Origin of the sequence: Streptomyces flaveolus, assembly GCF_000716535.1 — a bacterium.
Taxonomy (GTDB): Bacteria; Actinomycetota; Actinomycetes; order Streptomycetales; family Streptomycetaceae; genus Streptomyces; species Streptomyces flaveolus_A.
In genome coordinates, this window is the sequence record NZ_JNWV01000034.1 from 13,871 (window position 1) to 28,804 (window position 14,934).

The 14,934-nt window shown below is 69.0% G+C and carries 14 protein-coding genes; 5 read left to right on the forward strand and 9 right to left on the reverse strand.

Annotated features, from left to right (window positions below; translation table 11 throughout):
- Nucleotides 1-42: 42 nt before the first annotated feature.
- From OO52_RS32625 to OO52_RS32635, 3 genes are all read left to right on the forward strand, one after another.
- Nucleotides 43-846 (forward strand): DNA-3-methyladenine glycosylase, encoded by an 804-nt coding sequence (locus OO52_RS32625; protein WP_078877446.1) that lies wholly within the window; start codon nt 43-45, stop codon nt 844-846.
- A gap of 106 nt (nt 847-952) precedes the next feature.
- Nucleotides 953-2,521: an MFS transporter gene (locus tag OO52_RS32630; RefSeq protein WP_158965143.1), complete on the forward strand. Its 1,569-nt coding sequence runs from the start codon at nt 953-955 to the stop codon at nt 2,519-2,521.
- 62 nt (nt 2,522-2,583) lie between these two features.
- Nucleotides 2,584-3,039: a DUF6884 domain-containing protein gene (locus OO52_RS32635; protein WP_030651848.1), complete on the forward strand. Its 456-nt coding sequence runs from the start codon at nt 2,584-2,586 to the stop codon at nt 3,037-3,039.
- Between the two features lie 70 nt (nt 3,040-3,109).
- On the opposite strand, the gene OO52_RS52215 is transcribed toward OO52_RS32635, so the two are convergent.
- A complete protein-coding gene (locus tag OO52_RS52215) occupies nt 3,110-3,436 on the reverse strand; it encodes a hypothetical protein (RefSeq protein WP_199820050.1) in 327 nt (108 codons plus the stop codon).
- A 307-nt stretch (nt 3,437-3,743) separates the two neighbouring features.
- Here OO52_RS52215 and OO52_RS32645 point away from each other — a divergent pair, with 307 nt between their 5' ends.
- Nucleotides 3,744-4,283: a manganese efflux pump MntP gene (locus OO52_RS32645; protein ID WP_030651854.1), complete on the forward strand. Its 540-nt coding sequence runs from the start codon at nt 3,744-3,746 to the stop codon at nt 4,281-4,283.
- Nucleotides 4,284-4,497: 214 nt separating this feature from the next.
- Here the strand turns inward: OO52_RS32645 and pqqE are convergent, their stop codons facing one another.
- The 8 genes from pqqE to OO52_RS32685 all read right to left on the reverse strand — a co-directional run bounded on the left by pqqE (nt 4,498) and on the right by OO52_RS32685 (nt 13,057).
- Complete coding sequence (gene pqqE / locus OO52_RS32650) at nt 4,498-5,601, reverse strand: pyrroloquinoline quinone biosynthesis protein PqqE (protein ID WP_030651857.1); 1,104 nt, start codon at nt 5,599-5,601, stop codon at nt 4,498-4,500.
- Nucleotides 5,594-5,923 (reverse strand): pyrroloquinoline quinone biosynthesis peptide chaperone PqqD, encoded by a 330-nt coding sequence (gene pqqD, locus OO52_RS32655; RefSeq protein WP_037630156.1) that lies wholly within the window; start codon nt 5,921-5,923, stop codon nt 5,594-5,596. The genes pqqE and pqqD overlap by 8 nt, the downstream gene beginning before the upstream one ends.
- Before the next feature lie 5 nt (nt 5,924-5,928).
- A complete protein-coding gene (gene pqqC / locus OO52_RS32660) occupies nt 5,929-6,627 on the reverse strand; it encodes a pyrroloquinoline-quinone synthase PqqC (RefSeq protein WP_030651863.1) in 699 nt (232 codons plus the stop codon).
- 136 nt (nt 6,628-6,763) lie between these two features.
- A complete protein-coding gene (gene pqqA, locus OO52_RS50055; RefSeq protein ID WP_030651866.1) occupies nt 6,764-6,859 on the reverse strand; it encodes a pyrroloquinoline quinone precursor peptide PqqA in 96 nt (31 codons plus the stop codon).
- Nucleotides 6,860-6,906: 47 nt separating this feature from the next.
- Entirely contained in the window at nt 6,907-8,616 is a 1,710-nt protein-coding gene (locus OO52_RS32670; RefSeq protein ID WP_030651869.1) for a PQQ-dependent dehydrogenase, methanol/ethanol family, read from the reverse strand.
- A gap of 22 nt (nt 8,617-8,638) precedes the next feature.
- On the reverse strand, nt 8,639-9,103 hold the full coding sequence (locus tag OO52_RS32675) for an MSMEG_3727 family PQQ-associated protein (RefSeq protein ID WP_030651877.1): 465 nt from the start codon (nt 9,101-9,103) through the stop codon (nt 8,639-8,641).
- Nucleotides 9,104-9,378: 275 nt separating this feature from the next.
- Entirely contained in the window at nt 9,379-11,619 is a 2,241-nt protein-coding gene (katG, locus tag OO52_RS32680; protein ID WP_030651879.1) for a catalase/peroxidase HPI, read from the reverse strand.
- A 40-nt stretch (nt 11,620-11,659) separates the two neighbouring features.
- Complete coding sequence (locus OO52_RS32685; RefSeq protein ID WP_030651882.1) at nt 11,660-13,057, reverse strand: DNA-binding protein; 1,398 nt, start codon at nt 13,055-13,057, stop codon at nt 11,660-11,662.
- A gap of 455 nt (nt 13,058-13,512) precedes the next feature.
- Between OO52_RS32685 and OO52_RS32690 the strand changes: the two genes are divergently transcribed.
- Nucleotides 13,513-14,889: an MFS transporter gene (locus OO52_RS32690; protein WP_030651886.1), complete on the forward strand. Its 1,377-nt coding sequence runs from the start codon at nt 13,513-13,515 to the stop codon at nt 14,887-14,889.
- Nucleotides 14,890-14,934: the final 45 nt, after the last annotated feature.

Genomic DNA, 14,934 nt, shown 5'->3' on the forward strand with positions numbered 1-14,934 from the left:
CGAAGGTCCGTATCCGAGCGCCTCACGGCAGCTTCTCGGGCCATGGCTCGGCGCAGGGGGAGCGCTGGGACGGTGGGGCGCCGGATCCGGTGTCCCGGAAGCTCGACAGGAGGCAGCACCTTGACAGAGAACCGGGCGGTCCCGGTCGCGACCGAGGCCGATCACGAGCAGTTGGCGTTCGATGCGCCGGGGGCGGCATCGGCAGGGCGACTCGCCTTGCCCGAGCACTTCTTCGACCGGCCCGCCCTCGAGGTGGCTCCCGAACTCCTGGGTGCTCTCGTGGTCTCGCGCTCGCAGCGCGGCGTGACGGCGGTGCGTATCACCGAGGTGGAGGCATACGAGGGGCCGGACGATCCGGCCTCGCACGCGTTCCGGGGCCCGAACCGGACCAATCGAGCGGAGTTCGGGGCCCCGGGGACCTTCTATGTGTACCGGACGCACGCGGTGCACCGGTGCCTGAACGCCGTCTGCGGGCCGGGGCGGCGTCCCGCTTCGGTGCTGCTGCGGGCCGGCACCGTCGTGGAGGGAGCAGACGCGGCGCAAGAACGCCGGGGGCCAGGGGTGCGGCCGCGCGACCTGGCGCGTGGCCCGGCCAACCTCGCACGGGCGTTGGGCATCGCCGATCTGCGTCATGACGGACAGTCAGCATGCGATGTTGCGGCGGAGTTGTTCCTCGCGGAGCCCTCTGGGGGTGTCGCGTCCGCGCGGGTCGGTCGAGGGCCGCGGACGGGAGTGGGCGGCCCTGCTGCTTCATACCCCTGGCGCTTCTGGATGCTGGGCGAGTCGAGCGTCAGCCCCTATCGGGCCCACCCGGGGTCCCGCCGGCGGACGAGGGCGAGGGGCTGACCCCTCCGCCCTCCTGGGACACCTCGGGTGCCAAGGCGCGCAACGACGACCGAAAGTGCGCCTTCGCCGTCCTTATCCGCGGCCACGCACACCCGCCGCCTGCGAGTTGAACACCTCGGAAAATGTCCGTGCGCCGGGACCGCTTGCGACTTCGCCTCCCAAGACGGCGTCTGGGGGCACGTCGGCGGCCCGGCCGAACAGAAAGCGATCAGTGATGACTGGGACCAGTCCCACTCCCGAACCGGATCCGCGCCGGTGGCGCGCGCTCGGGATCATCTGCCTGGTGCAGGTGATGCTGCTTCTCGATGTGACCGTGGTCAATGTCGCACTGCCCCCCATCCAGCACGATCTCGGATTCACGACCACGGGCCTGGCATGGGTCGTCAACGGCTACACCGTCACCTACGGTGGGCTGCTGATGCTCGGCGGGCGCCTGGGTGATCTGCTCGGCCGCAGACGCCTCTTCCTGACCGGCTTGGCGATTTTCGCGCCGTCGTCGGCGAGCGCCGGAGTGGCCCAGCAAGCCGGTGTACTGATCGCCAGCCGCTTCGTACAGGGCGTCGGTGCGGCACTCGTCAGCCCGGCGGCCCTGTCCCTGGTGACGCTGCTGTTCACACAGCGGCAGGAAAGGGCACGGGCCATGGCGATCTGGAGCGGCCTGGCCGGAGTTGGTGTGGTCCTGGGCGTCGTCCTCTCGGGCGTCCTGACCACCATCGCCTCCTGGCGTTGGATATTCTTCATCAATCTGCCCATCGCCGCGTTCGCGTTCTTCGCCACCTTCAAGCTCGTCTCCGAGAGCCGGGCCACCAACCGCGGTCGGCCCGACGTCCTCGGTGCGATGACGGTCACCCTCGGTCTGCTCCTGATCGTGTTCGGCCTCCTGGAGAAGGCCGGCCACGCATGGTTCTCGTTCCCCGTGCTGGGCTGCGTCGGAATCGGTGTGCTCTGCCTGATCGCTTTCGTGTTGGTGGAGACCCACGTGGCCCAGCCCCTGGTGCCCCTCGCATTCCTGCGCTCACGTAACCGGAGCATCGCCAACATCGTTCGCATCTGCTACTACGTCGGCTTCGCCACCCTCTTCTTCTCGCTGAGCCTGTACGTCCAGCGCATACTGCACTTTTCCGCGCTGGCGACCGGATTCGCCTTTGTACCGTTCGGGTTGGTCATTCTCTTCAGCGCCACCGTGCTGGCACCACGCCTCCTTCCCCCGTTCGGTCTGCGAGCCCTGAACGGAGGAGGGCTCGCGGTCACCACCGTCGGCTACCTCCTCCTTGCCGGACTGAGCAGCCACGGCACCTATGCGGTCGACGTACTGCCCGGACTCATCCTCGTGCCGCTCGGCGGCGGCCTCGTCCTCGTCGGATCCACTGTCGCCGGAGTGGACGGCGCCACCGGTGAGGACGCGGGCATCGCCACCAGCATGAACAACGCGTCCATGCAGATCGGCAGCGCCATCGGTCTGGCTGCCCTGGTCTCACTGGGCACCGGCCACGCCGCCGTGCTGCAGCGTGCGGGCGCCGACCCGTCGACCGCTGCCGTGCACGGATACGCCTTCAGCTTCACCATCGCCGCCGGCCTGACGGCCTTCGGCGCGTTCCTCGGCTTCGCCGGAATCCACCCGACGCCGACCGAGACTCCGACGGCGAGGACCGACGCCAGACAGCGCGCGGTCTGACGTGCGCCGAGCGCTCACAGACCAGTACTGCTCACATCTCACGCACAGGCAGGACGACAGGCATGACCGCGAACGACCATCTCGACTACTTCAAGCCGCAACTCGTCGTCATCCCTTGCGGCAGCCGCAAACTGGGCTCGCCCGCGCGCTCCGCAGACATGTACGTAGGTTCCTACCATCGGGCGTGCCGCAAGGCCGCCGATGCACTGCACCCTGACCGGGTGCTCATTCTCTCCGCACGCCACGGGCTCCTCGATCTCGACGACGTCATCGAGCCGTACGACACACCCCATGGTGCAGCCGACGCAGTAACGAGCCAGGCCCTGCTGGAACAAGCAACCGTGCGTGCCATCGTGGGCCTCGACTCCGTGGTGGCCCTCGGCGGTGCACGGCACATCAGCCTGCTGCGCTCCGTCTGGCCGCACGTCCACACGCCGTTGGCCGGAGCACGCGGCATGGGTGAGCAAATGGCCCGGCTTGCGGCATTGCGCGAGGGGCGGGCACTGCATCTGACGTGACGCCTCGTGCGGCGGCCGCAAGCCCGCGCCGGCTTGTGCCGAGGCGTATGGCACTACGGGGAGCCGTCCATCACGCGGCCCACTTGTTGACCGGCCCCGCAACGTCAGGCAGCAGGTGGGCGGGGCGCCAGGTGGTGCTGGCCTCTTGCTCCACGGGGGACCCCGGGGTGTAAGCAAATCCTGGGGTCGGCGACCGTCGGCCCGGGAACCCGTGAAGCGGTGATGCAGGAGCGGGCGGTTGTGCAGGCCGTCCGTCGGCGACCCGGCAGTCCGGGGTGACGATGTAGGACACGGTGTCGGCGATGCCCTCGGGGCACAGCAGCTCCATGCCCTGGACCTGGCGCCCGATGGCCTGCGGCGCGCCATCGCGGAGATGGGCGCTCAGCTCGGTGTCCACGGTGGACGGATACGGGGTCCGCCAGACGCCGCAGGAGGCCGCCCGGCGCATCAGCCACGCCACACTCGCGGTCGGACCAGATAACACCCGCAGGATGTATCAACAATAAGGTGCACAGGTTCAACGAGCTAGCGCTTTTCACAGGGGCTGGACGCCGTCTGGCGAGCAATGCAGGAAATCCTCCGGAAATCGGCTTGCCCGGTTTATTTCGCGAACCGTCTGAGATATTCTTTGGAATTATGGTGCATACTGGTGCTGGCAGAGTCGTTTCCCTCGACGCCCACCGTCATCGGGCAGCCGTGTCGCCATGATCTGGGAAATAGTGGTCCTGGGTTTTGTACTCAGTCTCGACAATCTCCGAGTATCGATCGCGCTCGGCACGCTCCCATTCGGTTTGAAGCGCGCGGTGCAGGTCGCGCTGACCTTCGGGCTGTGGGACGCGATCATGCCCCTGGTCGGGATGTTGATCGGCCGCCAGATCGGGGAGTCCGTCGGGGACGTCGCCGATGTGGTGGGCGCGGCCGCGCTCGGCGGATACGGTCTCTACCTCGTCATCTCGTCCTTCCGGAACCCCGAGCCGGACGAGCTGGACCACCCGTGGGCGTTGTTCGGCATCCCGTTGACACTGAGCCTGGACAACTTGCTCGCCGGGGCGAGCCTGGGGGTTCTTGGGCTCTCGCCGTGGTTCTCGGCCGCCGTCTTCGGCGGCATGACGGCAGTGTTGTCGCTGGTCGGGCTGCAACTCGGGCGGGCCGCGGCACGCCTCATCCGGATCCGCTCGGACCTGATGAGCGGGGTCGCCTTGATCATCGCCGCCGCGACCCTGCCGTTGTGGTTCGTCGACTGACCCGCTCCACCGGGAGGCAGGCCGGCCTGCGAGCAGAGGAGCAGCGGAAGAGCGCAGACCCGCGAGTCGGCATGGAGGGCCTCGACCGCCCCGGCCACCAGATCGTTACCGGGCGGCAGGCGGCAGACCCGGTCGATGCGGACGTGGCACCAGCGGAAGGCCGTCATCCCGCGAGACGGCATCAGCGCCCTCGACCGCCCCGGCCACCAGATCATTACCGGGCAACAGGCGGCCGACCCGGTCGGTGCGGGCGTGGGACCAGCGGTAGGTCGTCGTCCCGCGAGTCCGCGTTGGCGGCCTCGACCGCCCTGGCTACCAGGTCGTGGTCGGGTGACAGGTAACAGACCGGGTCGGTGCGGGCGGCGTCGCCGGTGAGCAGGAACGCCTGGCAGCGGCACCCGCCGAAGTCCACCTCCCGGCGCGGGCAGCTCCGGCAGGGTTCCGGCATCCAGTCGGTCCCGCGGAACGCGGTCATCACGGGGGCCTCGGCCCAGATCCGCTCCAGCGAGTCCTCCCGCACACTGGCCCGCGGCAACGGCAGGGACTGGGCGGCCGGGCACGGCAGAACGTCGCCGTTGGGCGTCACGGTCAGCTGCCGGGAGGCCCAGCCGCCCATGCAGGGCTTCGGGTAGCGGCTGTAGTAGTCGGGGATGACGTAGATGATGTCCATACGGCCCCGCAACCGCTCGTCGGCGGCCCGTACGACGGCCTCGGCCGCTTCGAGCTGGGCCCGGCTCGGCAGCAGGGCGGCACGGTTCCGCCAGGCCCAGCCGTAGTACTGGGTGTTGGCCAGCTCCAGCCGGTCCGCGCCCACCTCCTCGGCCAGAGCGAGCACGTCGGCGACGCGGTCGATGTTGTGCCGGTGCAGAACCACGTTCACGGTGAGCGGCCAGCCCAGCTCCTTGGCCACACCCATCGCCTCGATCTTGCGCCGGAAGGACGGGATCCCGGCGATCCGGTCGGACACGGTCGGTTCGTCGGCCTGGATGCTGATCTGTACGTGATCCAGACCGGCGGCCCGCAGCTGCTCGGCCCTCGGACGCGAGAACCCGAGGGCGCTGGTGATGAGGTTGGTGTAGAGGCCCAGGGCATGGGCGTGCGCGACGAGCTGCACCAGGTCGCGCCGCAGCAGCGGTTCCCCGCCGGACAGGTGGCACTGGAGAACTCCCAGGTTCTCGGCCTCGGTCAGCACCCGCAGCCACTCGTCGGTGGTCAGCTCGTCCTGGTAGTCGGCCAGGTTCAGCGGGTTGGAGCAGTAGGGGCAGGCCAGCGGGCAGCGGTAGGTCAGCTCGGCGAGCAGCCCGAGGGGGCTATCCATCGGTGAGCTCCAACCAGCGCCGGGCGACGAGCCGGGCCAGGAACTGCCTGACCTCGTCGTCGGGGACGGTCTCATAGCGTGTGCCCAGTTCGCCCACGATCTCGTCCACGGTGTGCCGTCCGTCGCACAGTTCGAGGATGGCCGCGCCGCTGCCGTTCAGAACCACCACCGTCTCGGGGTGCAGCAGGACCTTACGCTGCCTGGTGCGGCAGAAGGTGAGCCGGACATGGGCCGCCAACCGGGGCCGGTCCAAGCCGGACACCCCGACGCCGGGCCGGGTCGTGCTGCTGCTCTGGGTCGTGCCGGTATGGGTCGGGTCCATGGTGGTCACTCCACGTAGGCCTGGTCGATGGCGTCCATAAGGCTCCACAGGACATCGCACTTGAACGACAGCGCGTCGACGGCGCGCGCCTGGGACTCGGCGGAGAGGCAGTGCGCGGTGACCACCTCCAGGGCGTGCTCACAGTCGCGGGGGGCCTGCTCCAGGCGGGCGCGGAAGTAGGCGAGGCCCTCGGGGGCGATCCACGGGTACCACCGCTCGAACGCGGCGAGCCGCGCCGCCATCAGGTCGGGCGCGAACAGCTCGGTGAGCGAGGACGCCACCGCCTCCACCCACGGGCGGGTGCGGGCGAAGTTCACGTAGGCGTCGACGGCGAACCGCACGCCCGGTACCAGGTGCCGGTGGTCCCGGACCTCCTCACGGGTCAGCCCGGCGGCCTCGGCGAGGCGCAGCCACGCCTCGATGCCGCCCTCGCCCACGGCAGTGCCGTCGTGCTCGACGATCCGTCGGATCCAGCGACGACGGACCTCCACGTCGGGGCAGTTGGAAAGGATCGCGGCGTCCTTGCGGGGGATGTTCTCCTGGTAGTAGAAGCGGTTGGCCACCCAGCCCCGGATCTGCCGGCCGCTCAGCCGGCCGGCGTTCATCCGGACGTGGAACGGGTGTTGGTCGTGGTATCGCCGCGAGTGGGCCCGCAACGTCTCGACGAAGCCGTCGGCGCCGGTTGTGATGGTTGTCGTCGTCACGCCTCTACCCCTGGTACCTGAAGGCCGTCTGGCCATTTCCGTGCGGCTCTCCTCCGAGGAACGCCGCTCGAGCACCACACCCGGCGAACGAGCCGTCGGGCGGCGCCGGACCAGGTCCGGCGCCGCCCCGCATCCGCTAGTCCTCCAACCGAGCGAGGTACATGGTCACCTCGGCCGCGACTGTGATCTCGTCGAACTCGGGCGTCTCCCACACAGCGAGCTGAGACTCCATGGATTCACCTCCTCTCTGCCGGAACCACGGCAGGCTCCGGTCATGCGCTACGACGGTTCCGGAAGGGCGAACACGATCAGGGCGCTTCCGTGCCCCGCGCCGAGCATGCCGGGGAGGAATCCCTCGGCCCATCCGCCCCATCCGACCGGCACGGCCACGTACTGCCTGCCGTCGACCATGTAGGTGGTCGGGCTGCTGTGGTGGCCGCTTCCGCACTGGAACTGCCACAGCAACTCCCCGGTGCGGGCGTCGAGCGCGTTGAACTCCCCGGAGGGCTCACCGGCGAACACCAGGTCACCGCCGGTGACGAGCGTCGAGGCACACATCGGAAGGTCGTTGCGCCAGCGCCACTTCTCCTCGCCGCCTGCGTCGAACGCGCTGATGGACCCCGCCATGTCCTCGATGTCCACCTGAACGCCCGCACCCCAGTACGGAATGCTCTCCTTGAACTCCCGCCGCCGCCGGGTGGCCGTGGCACCGGTGTCCTGGACCGGGACGTAGAAGAGCCCGGTCTTCGGACTGTAGGCCGCATGGGTCCATTCCTTGGCACCGGCCGGACCCGGGTAGAAGTGGACCGGTTCTCCCTCCTTGTCCGGGTACACCTTGGCCGTCACCTGGCCGTCCCTCGTGATCGCCCCCCATGTGATGCGGTCGACGAAGGGAGTGATCCCGACCCTCGCGCCGTTCGTGCGGTCGAGGACGAAGAAGTAGCCGTTCTTGTCGAAGTGTCCGAGCAGTTTGCGTCCGTCCTGCTCGAACAGGATGCACTCGCCTATGCTGTCGTAGTCCCACACGTCGTGCGGGGTGCACTGGTAGTGCCAGCGGATCTGACCGCTGTCCACGTCCACGGCGATGATGCTGTCGGTGAACAGGTTGTCGCCCTGGCGGACCTCTCCGTCGAAGTCGGGCGCCGGGTTGCCGGTGCCCACGTACAGCAGGTTCGTCTCCGGGTCGAAGGTGCCGGTGATCCAGCAGTTCGCCCCGCCCCGGGCCCAGGCCTCGCCGTCGGCGGGCCAGGTCTCCGAGCCGGGCTCCCCGGGCTTGGGCACCGTGTAGCAGCGCCACTGGTGCTCGCCGGTCTCGAGAGCGAACGCGTCGAGGTGGCCGCGTACGCCGAACTCACCGCCGGAACTTCCGACGATGACCATGCTCTTCACGACCAGAGGGGCGAGCGTGGCGCTCTCCCCGGCCCGGACGTCCCCGTAGGTCTTGTCCCAGACCCGCTTGCCGGTGGTGGCGTCGAGCGCGATCACACGCGCGTTCGCCGTGACGAAGAAGACCTTCCCCTGGGCCACGGCGACCCCGCGGTTCACGTTCCCGCAGCACAAGGACACGTCGAAGGGGACCGCGTGCTTGTACCGCCAGATCTCCACACCCGTCTTGGCGTCGAGGGCCCAGACCCAGCCGTCCCAGCCGGAGAGGAACATGACCCCGTCGACGACGATCGGGGCGGCCTCGAACGAGTAGGTCGACGCGCCCGCGATCAGTCCGGTCGTGCCGGCCTGGAAGACCCAGGCGGGGACCATGCGCTTGACGTTGTCCGTGTTGATCTGGTCCAGCGGGCTGTAGCGTTGCCCGTTGTAGTCGCCGTAGTAGGTCAGCCAGTTGTGGGGCTCCTGGCGGGCGTTGAGTATGCGCTCGTAGTCGACACCGGCCACTACCGGCGGCGCTACGTCTCCACCGGGGGTCTTGTAGTTCAGGGTTCCCTGATCGACGGCCTCACCCGCGTCGACGTAGTCGGCGTAGTCGACGGTCATTTCCTCCACCTCCTGCTTCTGCCTACGGCCGCGGCTGTTCGGGACGGTCGAGGCGAGCCTCCGGCGGAGCGTCTCCCAGGACCACGATGGACCCGGTCAGCCCCCGGCCCTCGTCATTGCCCGTGGGCGAGCCGAACCAGTAGTAGCCCGGACCGTCGAGGTTGAGGTGCGCATGCCCGTGCGAATGGTTCACCAGCCAGATGAACTTCCTGTCGCCATTGCTCGGCAGAAGTGCGCAGTGCGTGTTCTTGTCGTCATTGACGAGCTCCAGCTCGATATCGCCTCCATGGGGCATGACAAGAATTGAAGGATCCCAGGACAGCTCGTCCGGGTGGATCCGAATTGTGGCCTTCATACGGCCGTCCGGTTCCTCGGTGGCCTGCCCTATGCTTCCTGTTCCCAGCACTTGACCCAGCGCTGCTTTGTTCTGTGTGGCCAACCCCAGCTTGTCCAGCAGGTCGGCACGCTCGTGCGCGGTCGTCGTCATCGGGGCTTCTCTCCCCTCATCCGATTCCCTGTGTTTTCCCTCTTTGCGTCGCGTGCCGCCCGGCCGTAATCGGTACTCAAGGAGCGCGCCACGCCGAATGAATAACAGCGGAAAGGATGTGAAATCTGTACTAAGAAACACGCTACGCCGGACGGATCACACCGACAAGGCACGTCCTGGTTCGGGCCGGCTCATGCCGTTCATCCGCGACCATCTGCCGTTCGCAACCGATGTGCCACCGTTGAGAGCAGCCGAGCCGCACCGCGACGCGTCGATCAAGCGAGGTCGTACCGATCGAGGTTCATGACCTTGGCCCATGCGGCGACGAAGTCCCGCACGAACTTCTCCCGTGCGTCGTCGCTCGCGTAGACCTCCGCGACGGCACGCAGCTCGGAGTTCGAGCCGAAGACGAGGTCGACGCGGCTACCGGTCCACTTGACCTCGCCGGTGGCGCGGTCGCGCCCCTCGAAGGTTTCCGCATCCGCGGATGTCGGCGTCCATTCCGTGCCCGTGTCGAGCAGGTTCACGAAGAAGTCGTTGGTCAGCGACCCGGGCGTCGAGGTGAAGACACCCAGCGGCGACTGCCGGTGGTTGGCGCCCAGCACCCGCAGGCCACCCACCAGGACGGTCATCTCGGGCACGCTCAGGTCCAGCAGGTTCGCGCGGTCGACCAGCAGGTGCTCCGACGGCAGCCGGCTGCCCTTGCCACGGTAGTTGCGGAACCCGTCCGCGGTCGGCTCGAGCGCGGCGAAGGACTCCGCATCGGTCCACTCCCGCGTCGCGTCCGTGCGTCCCGGACTGAAGGGGACCTGGACGTCGTGGCCGGCGGCCCTGGCGGCCTGCTCGACGGCGGCGGCTCCGCCGAGCACGATGAGGTCGGCCAGCGAGATCTTCTTGTTCTCGGTCTGCAGACCGTTGAAGGACTCCTGGATCTCCTCCAGTGTGCTCAGCACCCGTGCCAGCGTTTCGGGGTCGTTGACCTCCCAGCCCCGCTGCGGCTCGAGGCGGATGCGCGCGCCGTTCGCCCCACCCCGCTTGTCGCTGACGCGGAACGTCGAGGCCGACGCCCATGCGGTCGAGACGAGCTGGGCGACGGACAGCCCGGAGGCGAGGACCCGGCTCTTGAGCGCGGCGATGTCCGCAGCCCCGACGAGCGTGTGGTCCACGGCCGGGACCGGGTCCTGCCAGAGCAGCGTCTCCCGGGGAACCAGCGGTCCGAGGTAGCGCTGGATCGGGCCCATGTCGAGGTGCGTCAGCTTGAACCAGACCCGGGCGAACGCGTCCGCGAGCTGGTCCGGGTTCTCCAAGAAGCGTCGCGAGATCGACTCGTAGACGGGGTCCGACCGGAGCGCGAGGTCCGTCGTCAGGATCGTCGGGGCGTGTGTCGTCGACGGATCGTGGGCGTCCGGCACGGTGCCGGCCCCGCCGCCGTCCCTCGGGATCCACTGCCACAGACCGGCGGGGCTCAACTCCAGGTCCCACTCATAGCCGAACAGGGTCTCGAAGAAACTGTTGTCCCATCTCGTCGGGGTAGGTGTCCACGTACCCTCGAGCCCGCTGGAGATGGCGTCCCTGCCCTTCCCAGTGCCGTAGCTGCCCTTCCACCCCAATCCCTGCTCCTCGAGGGGGGCGCCCTCGGGTTCGGGGCCGAGGAAGGCGACCGGGTCGGCCGCGCCGTGGGTCTTGCCGAACGTGTGACCGCCCGCGATCAACGCGACGGTCTCCTCGTCGTTCATTCCCATGCGCCGGAACGTCTGGCGAATGTCCCGGGCCGCGGTGACCGGGTCCGGGACGGTGTTCGGGCCCTCCGGGTTGACGTAGATGAGGCCCATCTGGTCGGCGGCCAGGGTGCTCTCCAGCTCCCGGACGCCGTCGTGACGTTCGTCGCCGAGCCAGGCGTGCTCGGGACCCCAGTAGACGTCCTCGTCGGGCGCCCAGACGTCCGCCCGGCCGCCGGCGAAGCCGAACGTCGTGAGGCCCATCGTCTCCAGGGCGCGGTTGCCCGCGAAGATCATCAGGTCGGCCCAGGAGATCTTGCGGCCGTACTTCTTCTTCACCGGCCAGAGCAGCCGGCGCGCCTTGTCGAGATTGCGATTGTCCGGCCAGCTGTTCAGCGGCGCGAAACGCTGCATGCCGGCGCCGGCGCCACCACGGCCGTCGGCGATGCGATACGTACCTGCGCTGTGCCACACCATTCGGATCACGAGCGGCCCGTAGTGGCCGAAGTCGGCCGGCCACCACTCCTGCGACGTCGTGAGCACCGCGTCGACGTCCCGCGCCAGAGCGTCCAGGTCGAGCGTCCGGAACTCCGCGGCATAGTCGAAGTCCTCGCCCATGGGGTCGGCCATGGCGGGGTGTTTCCGCAGAATCGCCAGGTTGAGCCGGTCCGGCCACCAGACGCGGTTGCTCGGGCCCCCCATCGCGTGACCGCGGTGCTCCGCGGGGGCGGTCAGGCCGAGGCCGCCCGCGCCTCCGGCGTTCATCCCGCCGTCATGGGCATCCGGACTGTCAGACACGGGACTCCTCCTTCCGGGAACAGAGGTCGTACCGGGGCACTCAGATGCCCAGCGCACGACGCAGGGCCGGCGCGTGCCGCCGGGAAACCGGCACCATGGCGTTCGCCCGGTCGTCCATGACCAGGGACAGCTCGCCCTTGAGCCCGCGCTCTATCTCGTTGACGCGGCCGAGGTTGACCACATACCGGCGGTGAACCCGCAGGAAGCCGGCATCCGCCAGCTCACCTTCGAGTTTGTCCAGACTCGAAGGTGAGCTGGCTCGCAATCGCCCCTGGTCGGTGGAGAGCCAGACGTCGTTCGCCTGCGATTCGGCGAAGGAGACTTCCGGCAGCCGCAGCAGCACCATCCGGTTGTCCCGCACCGCGACCAGCCGGCGCGGCTGCGCTCCGAGGTGCACGACCGGCTCCGCCTGGGGCAACTGCGCCCCGTCGGTGACACCGAAGGAGACCAGGTTCCCGATGAGGCGTCCGGATGAGAAGACGGGTCGGATGCTGATCGACGTCGGCTCGTCGGCGAGGTGGGCGAAGATCTGCGTCGAGCCGACCCAGTCAGGATTGTGGACCGCCTGCCCAGTGGCATACCGGGCGGCGGTGATCAATTCAGGCATCCCGGGGTTCCATCGCAGCGTGGGGTCGACCGCCGGGGTGCATGCCGGGACACCCAGGAGCACGCTTGCCATGTCGTCGGCGATCACCACCTTGCCCGCGGTGTCGACCGCGGCGAGTGCCGCACTGGACTGTGCTCTGGCCTGGGTGTAGGCCGCGACCAACTCGGCACCGCTGTCCCGGGCTCGCCTCTTCAGGGGGCACTGAGTCATGGCGGCCGCGTTCGCCAGCCAGCTTTCCGTCGACGCGGGAAGCCGGCTGCGCCAGCGGCAGACGTTCAGGACCGCGATCGGTTCTCTGGTCACCACGTCGCGCACCGCGATGCCCGCGCCGACCCAGTCGTGGAGCACCTGGCACCAGTGCTCCGCACCCCTGATCGTCACCGGGCCGTGCGCCTCGAGCGCCGTGCCCATGCCGTTCGTGCCGACCGCGCACTCGGACCAGCAGAACCAGGGCGCCAGATTGGGGTCGCCGGCTCTGGCGAGCGTGGCTTGGTCACCCCACTCGGCCAGGATCCGGCCGGTGGCATCGGTGACGGTGATGACGCCACCGAGGTTGCCCACTTCGTGCGCCAGGGAGGCAGCGCGAAACCCCAGCTCAGCGAATACGACATCGCGCTCCGGCGTATGGTCGAGCTCCGCGACGGCCACCGGGGCCTCTGTGCGGTGAGGATCGACCCGGTACTGCTCTCGGCAGCGATGCCAGGAGATCGCCACCAGGGGCCGGACGTCCGGGACCTCGTCCTCGCCCTGCACGAACCGTTGCCATGCCGCGAGCACGGTGCCGCCGTCCAGGTTCGCCGAGCTGCGCTCAAGCCGATGTACATCGCTCATGGTTCAGAACCACCCTGGTCCATCCCCGACACTCGACGGACGTGCGCACCATGCGCGCCGGTCGCCGCTCGTCGCGGCCGGGTGTGCGGCGGACCGGGCCCTGCGTCCCGCGTCTTCCTGCTTCGTCACTCGTTCCAGGCTGTGTCACCGCACTCCCCACCCTAGGTACCGTTGTCGGCCTGCGCACGTCCCTCTTCAGGCCGCGCGACCGAAAATGCCGCCGGCGGGCTTCGCCCTGCGTCCGCTGCTCCGACCTCTTCTTCAGAGAAGCGTCGAATAGCCCTCATTTCGACCACCCGCGTACTCCTGAGCCGCCCTTCCGTGAGTCGGCATGGTGGCTGGACGCATAGCCGACCCCATAACTATGGTGCCCCGCCACATGTGCCCCTGACCTGCATCTTCCTACCGTGTGCCGACACGTACCCGTCCCCACCGCACACGAGGAAGTGGCGCACATGGCCTCCGGAACCACCGCTCCCCCACCCCCCGCCAGCCTCCCCAGAATCGTCGCCGCCAGCCTCATCGGGACCACCATCGAGTGGTACGACTTCTTCCTCTACGGCTCCGCCGCCGCGCTGGTGTTCAACAAGCTGTTCTTCCCGGGCTCCGACCCGCTCGTCGGCACGCTGCTGTCCTTCCTGACGTACGCCGTGGGCTTCGCCGCCCGGCCGCTCGGCGCGCTCGTCTTCGGGCACTACGGTGACCGGCTGGGGCGGAAGAAGCTGCTGGTGCTGAGCCTGCTGCTGATGGGCGGGGCCACGTTCGCCATCGGCCTGCTGCCCACGCACGCCACCGTCGGCACCGCCGCTCCCGTGCTGCTCACAACCCTGCGGCTGGTGCAGGGCTTCGCGCTCGGCGGTGAGTGGGGCGGTGCCGTCCTGCTGGTGTCGGAACACGGGGACGCGCGGCGGCGCGGCTTCTGGGCCTCGTGGCCGCAGACCGGCGCGCCTGCCGGGCAGTTGCTCGCGACCGGTGTGCTGTCGCTGCTCACCGCCGTACTGTCCGACGACGCCTTCGGCACATGGGGATGGCGGATCCCGTTCCTGCTCTCCGGTGTGCTCGTGCTCGTCGGTTTGTGGATTCGTCTGTCTGTCGATGAATCGCCCGTCTTCAAGGAGGCGCTGGAGCGGGCCGAGGCGCGGCGGGACGGCGCGCAGGAGAAGCTGCCGCTCGTCTCCGTGCTGCGGCACCACTGGCGGGACGTGCTGGTGGCGATGGGCGCCCGCATGGCGGAGAACATCAGCTACTACGTGATCACCGCCTTCATCCTCGTCTACGCCACCACCTCCGCCGGCGTCTCCAAGCAGACCGCCCTCAACGCCGTACTCATCGGCTCGGCCGTGCACTTCGCCGTCATCCCGGCCTGGGGCGCGCTGTCCGACCGCGTCGGGCGGCGGCCCGTGTACCTGCTGGGCGCGGCCGGTGTCGGGCTGTGGATGTTCCCCTTCTTCGCACTCGTGGACACCGGTTCGTTCGGGTACCTGATCCTCGCCGTCACCGTCGGACTCGTGCTGCACGGCGCCATGTACGCGCCCCAGGCGGCGTTCTTCGCCGAGATGTTCGCGACGCGGATGCGGTACTCGGGGGCGTCCATCGGCGCGCAGTTCGCCTCCGTGGCGGCCGGCGCGCCCGCCCCGCTCATCGCCACCGCGCTGCTCGCGGACTACGACAGCTCCACCCCGATCGCGCTGTACGTGATCGCCGCCGCCGTGCTGACCCTGATCGCGGTGGGTCTCGGGCGGGAGACGCGGCACCGCGATCTGGCCCAGATCGACGGGGAGGGCGGGGAGCCCTCCACGGCGAGCCCGGCGGCCGAGGCGCGCACCGTCTGAGCGGCGCCGTCGCCACCCGCGCCGTGGTGGCCGGCCTTCTCCGGC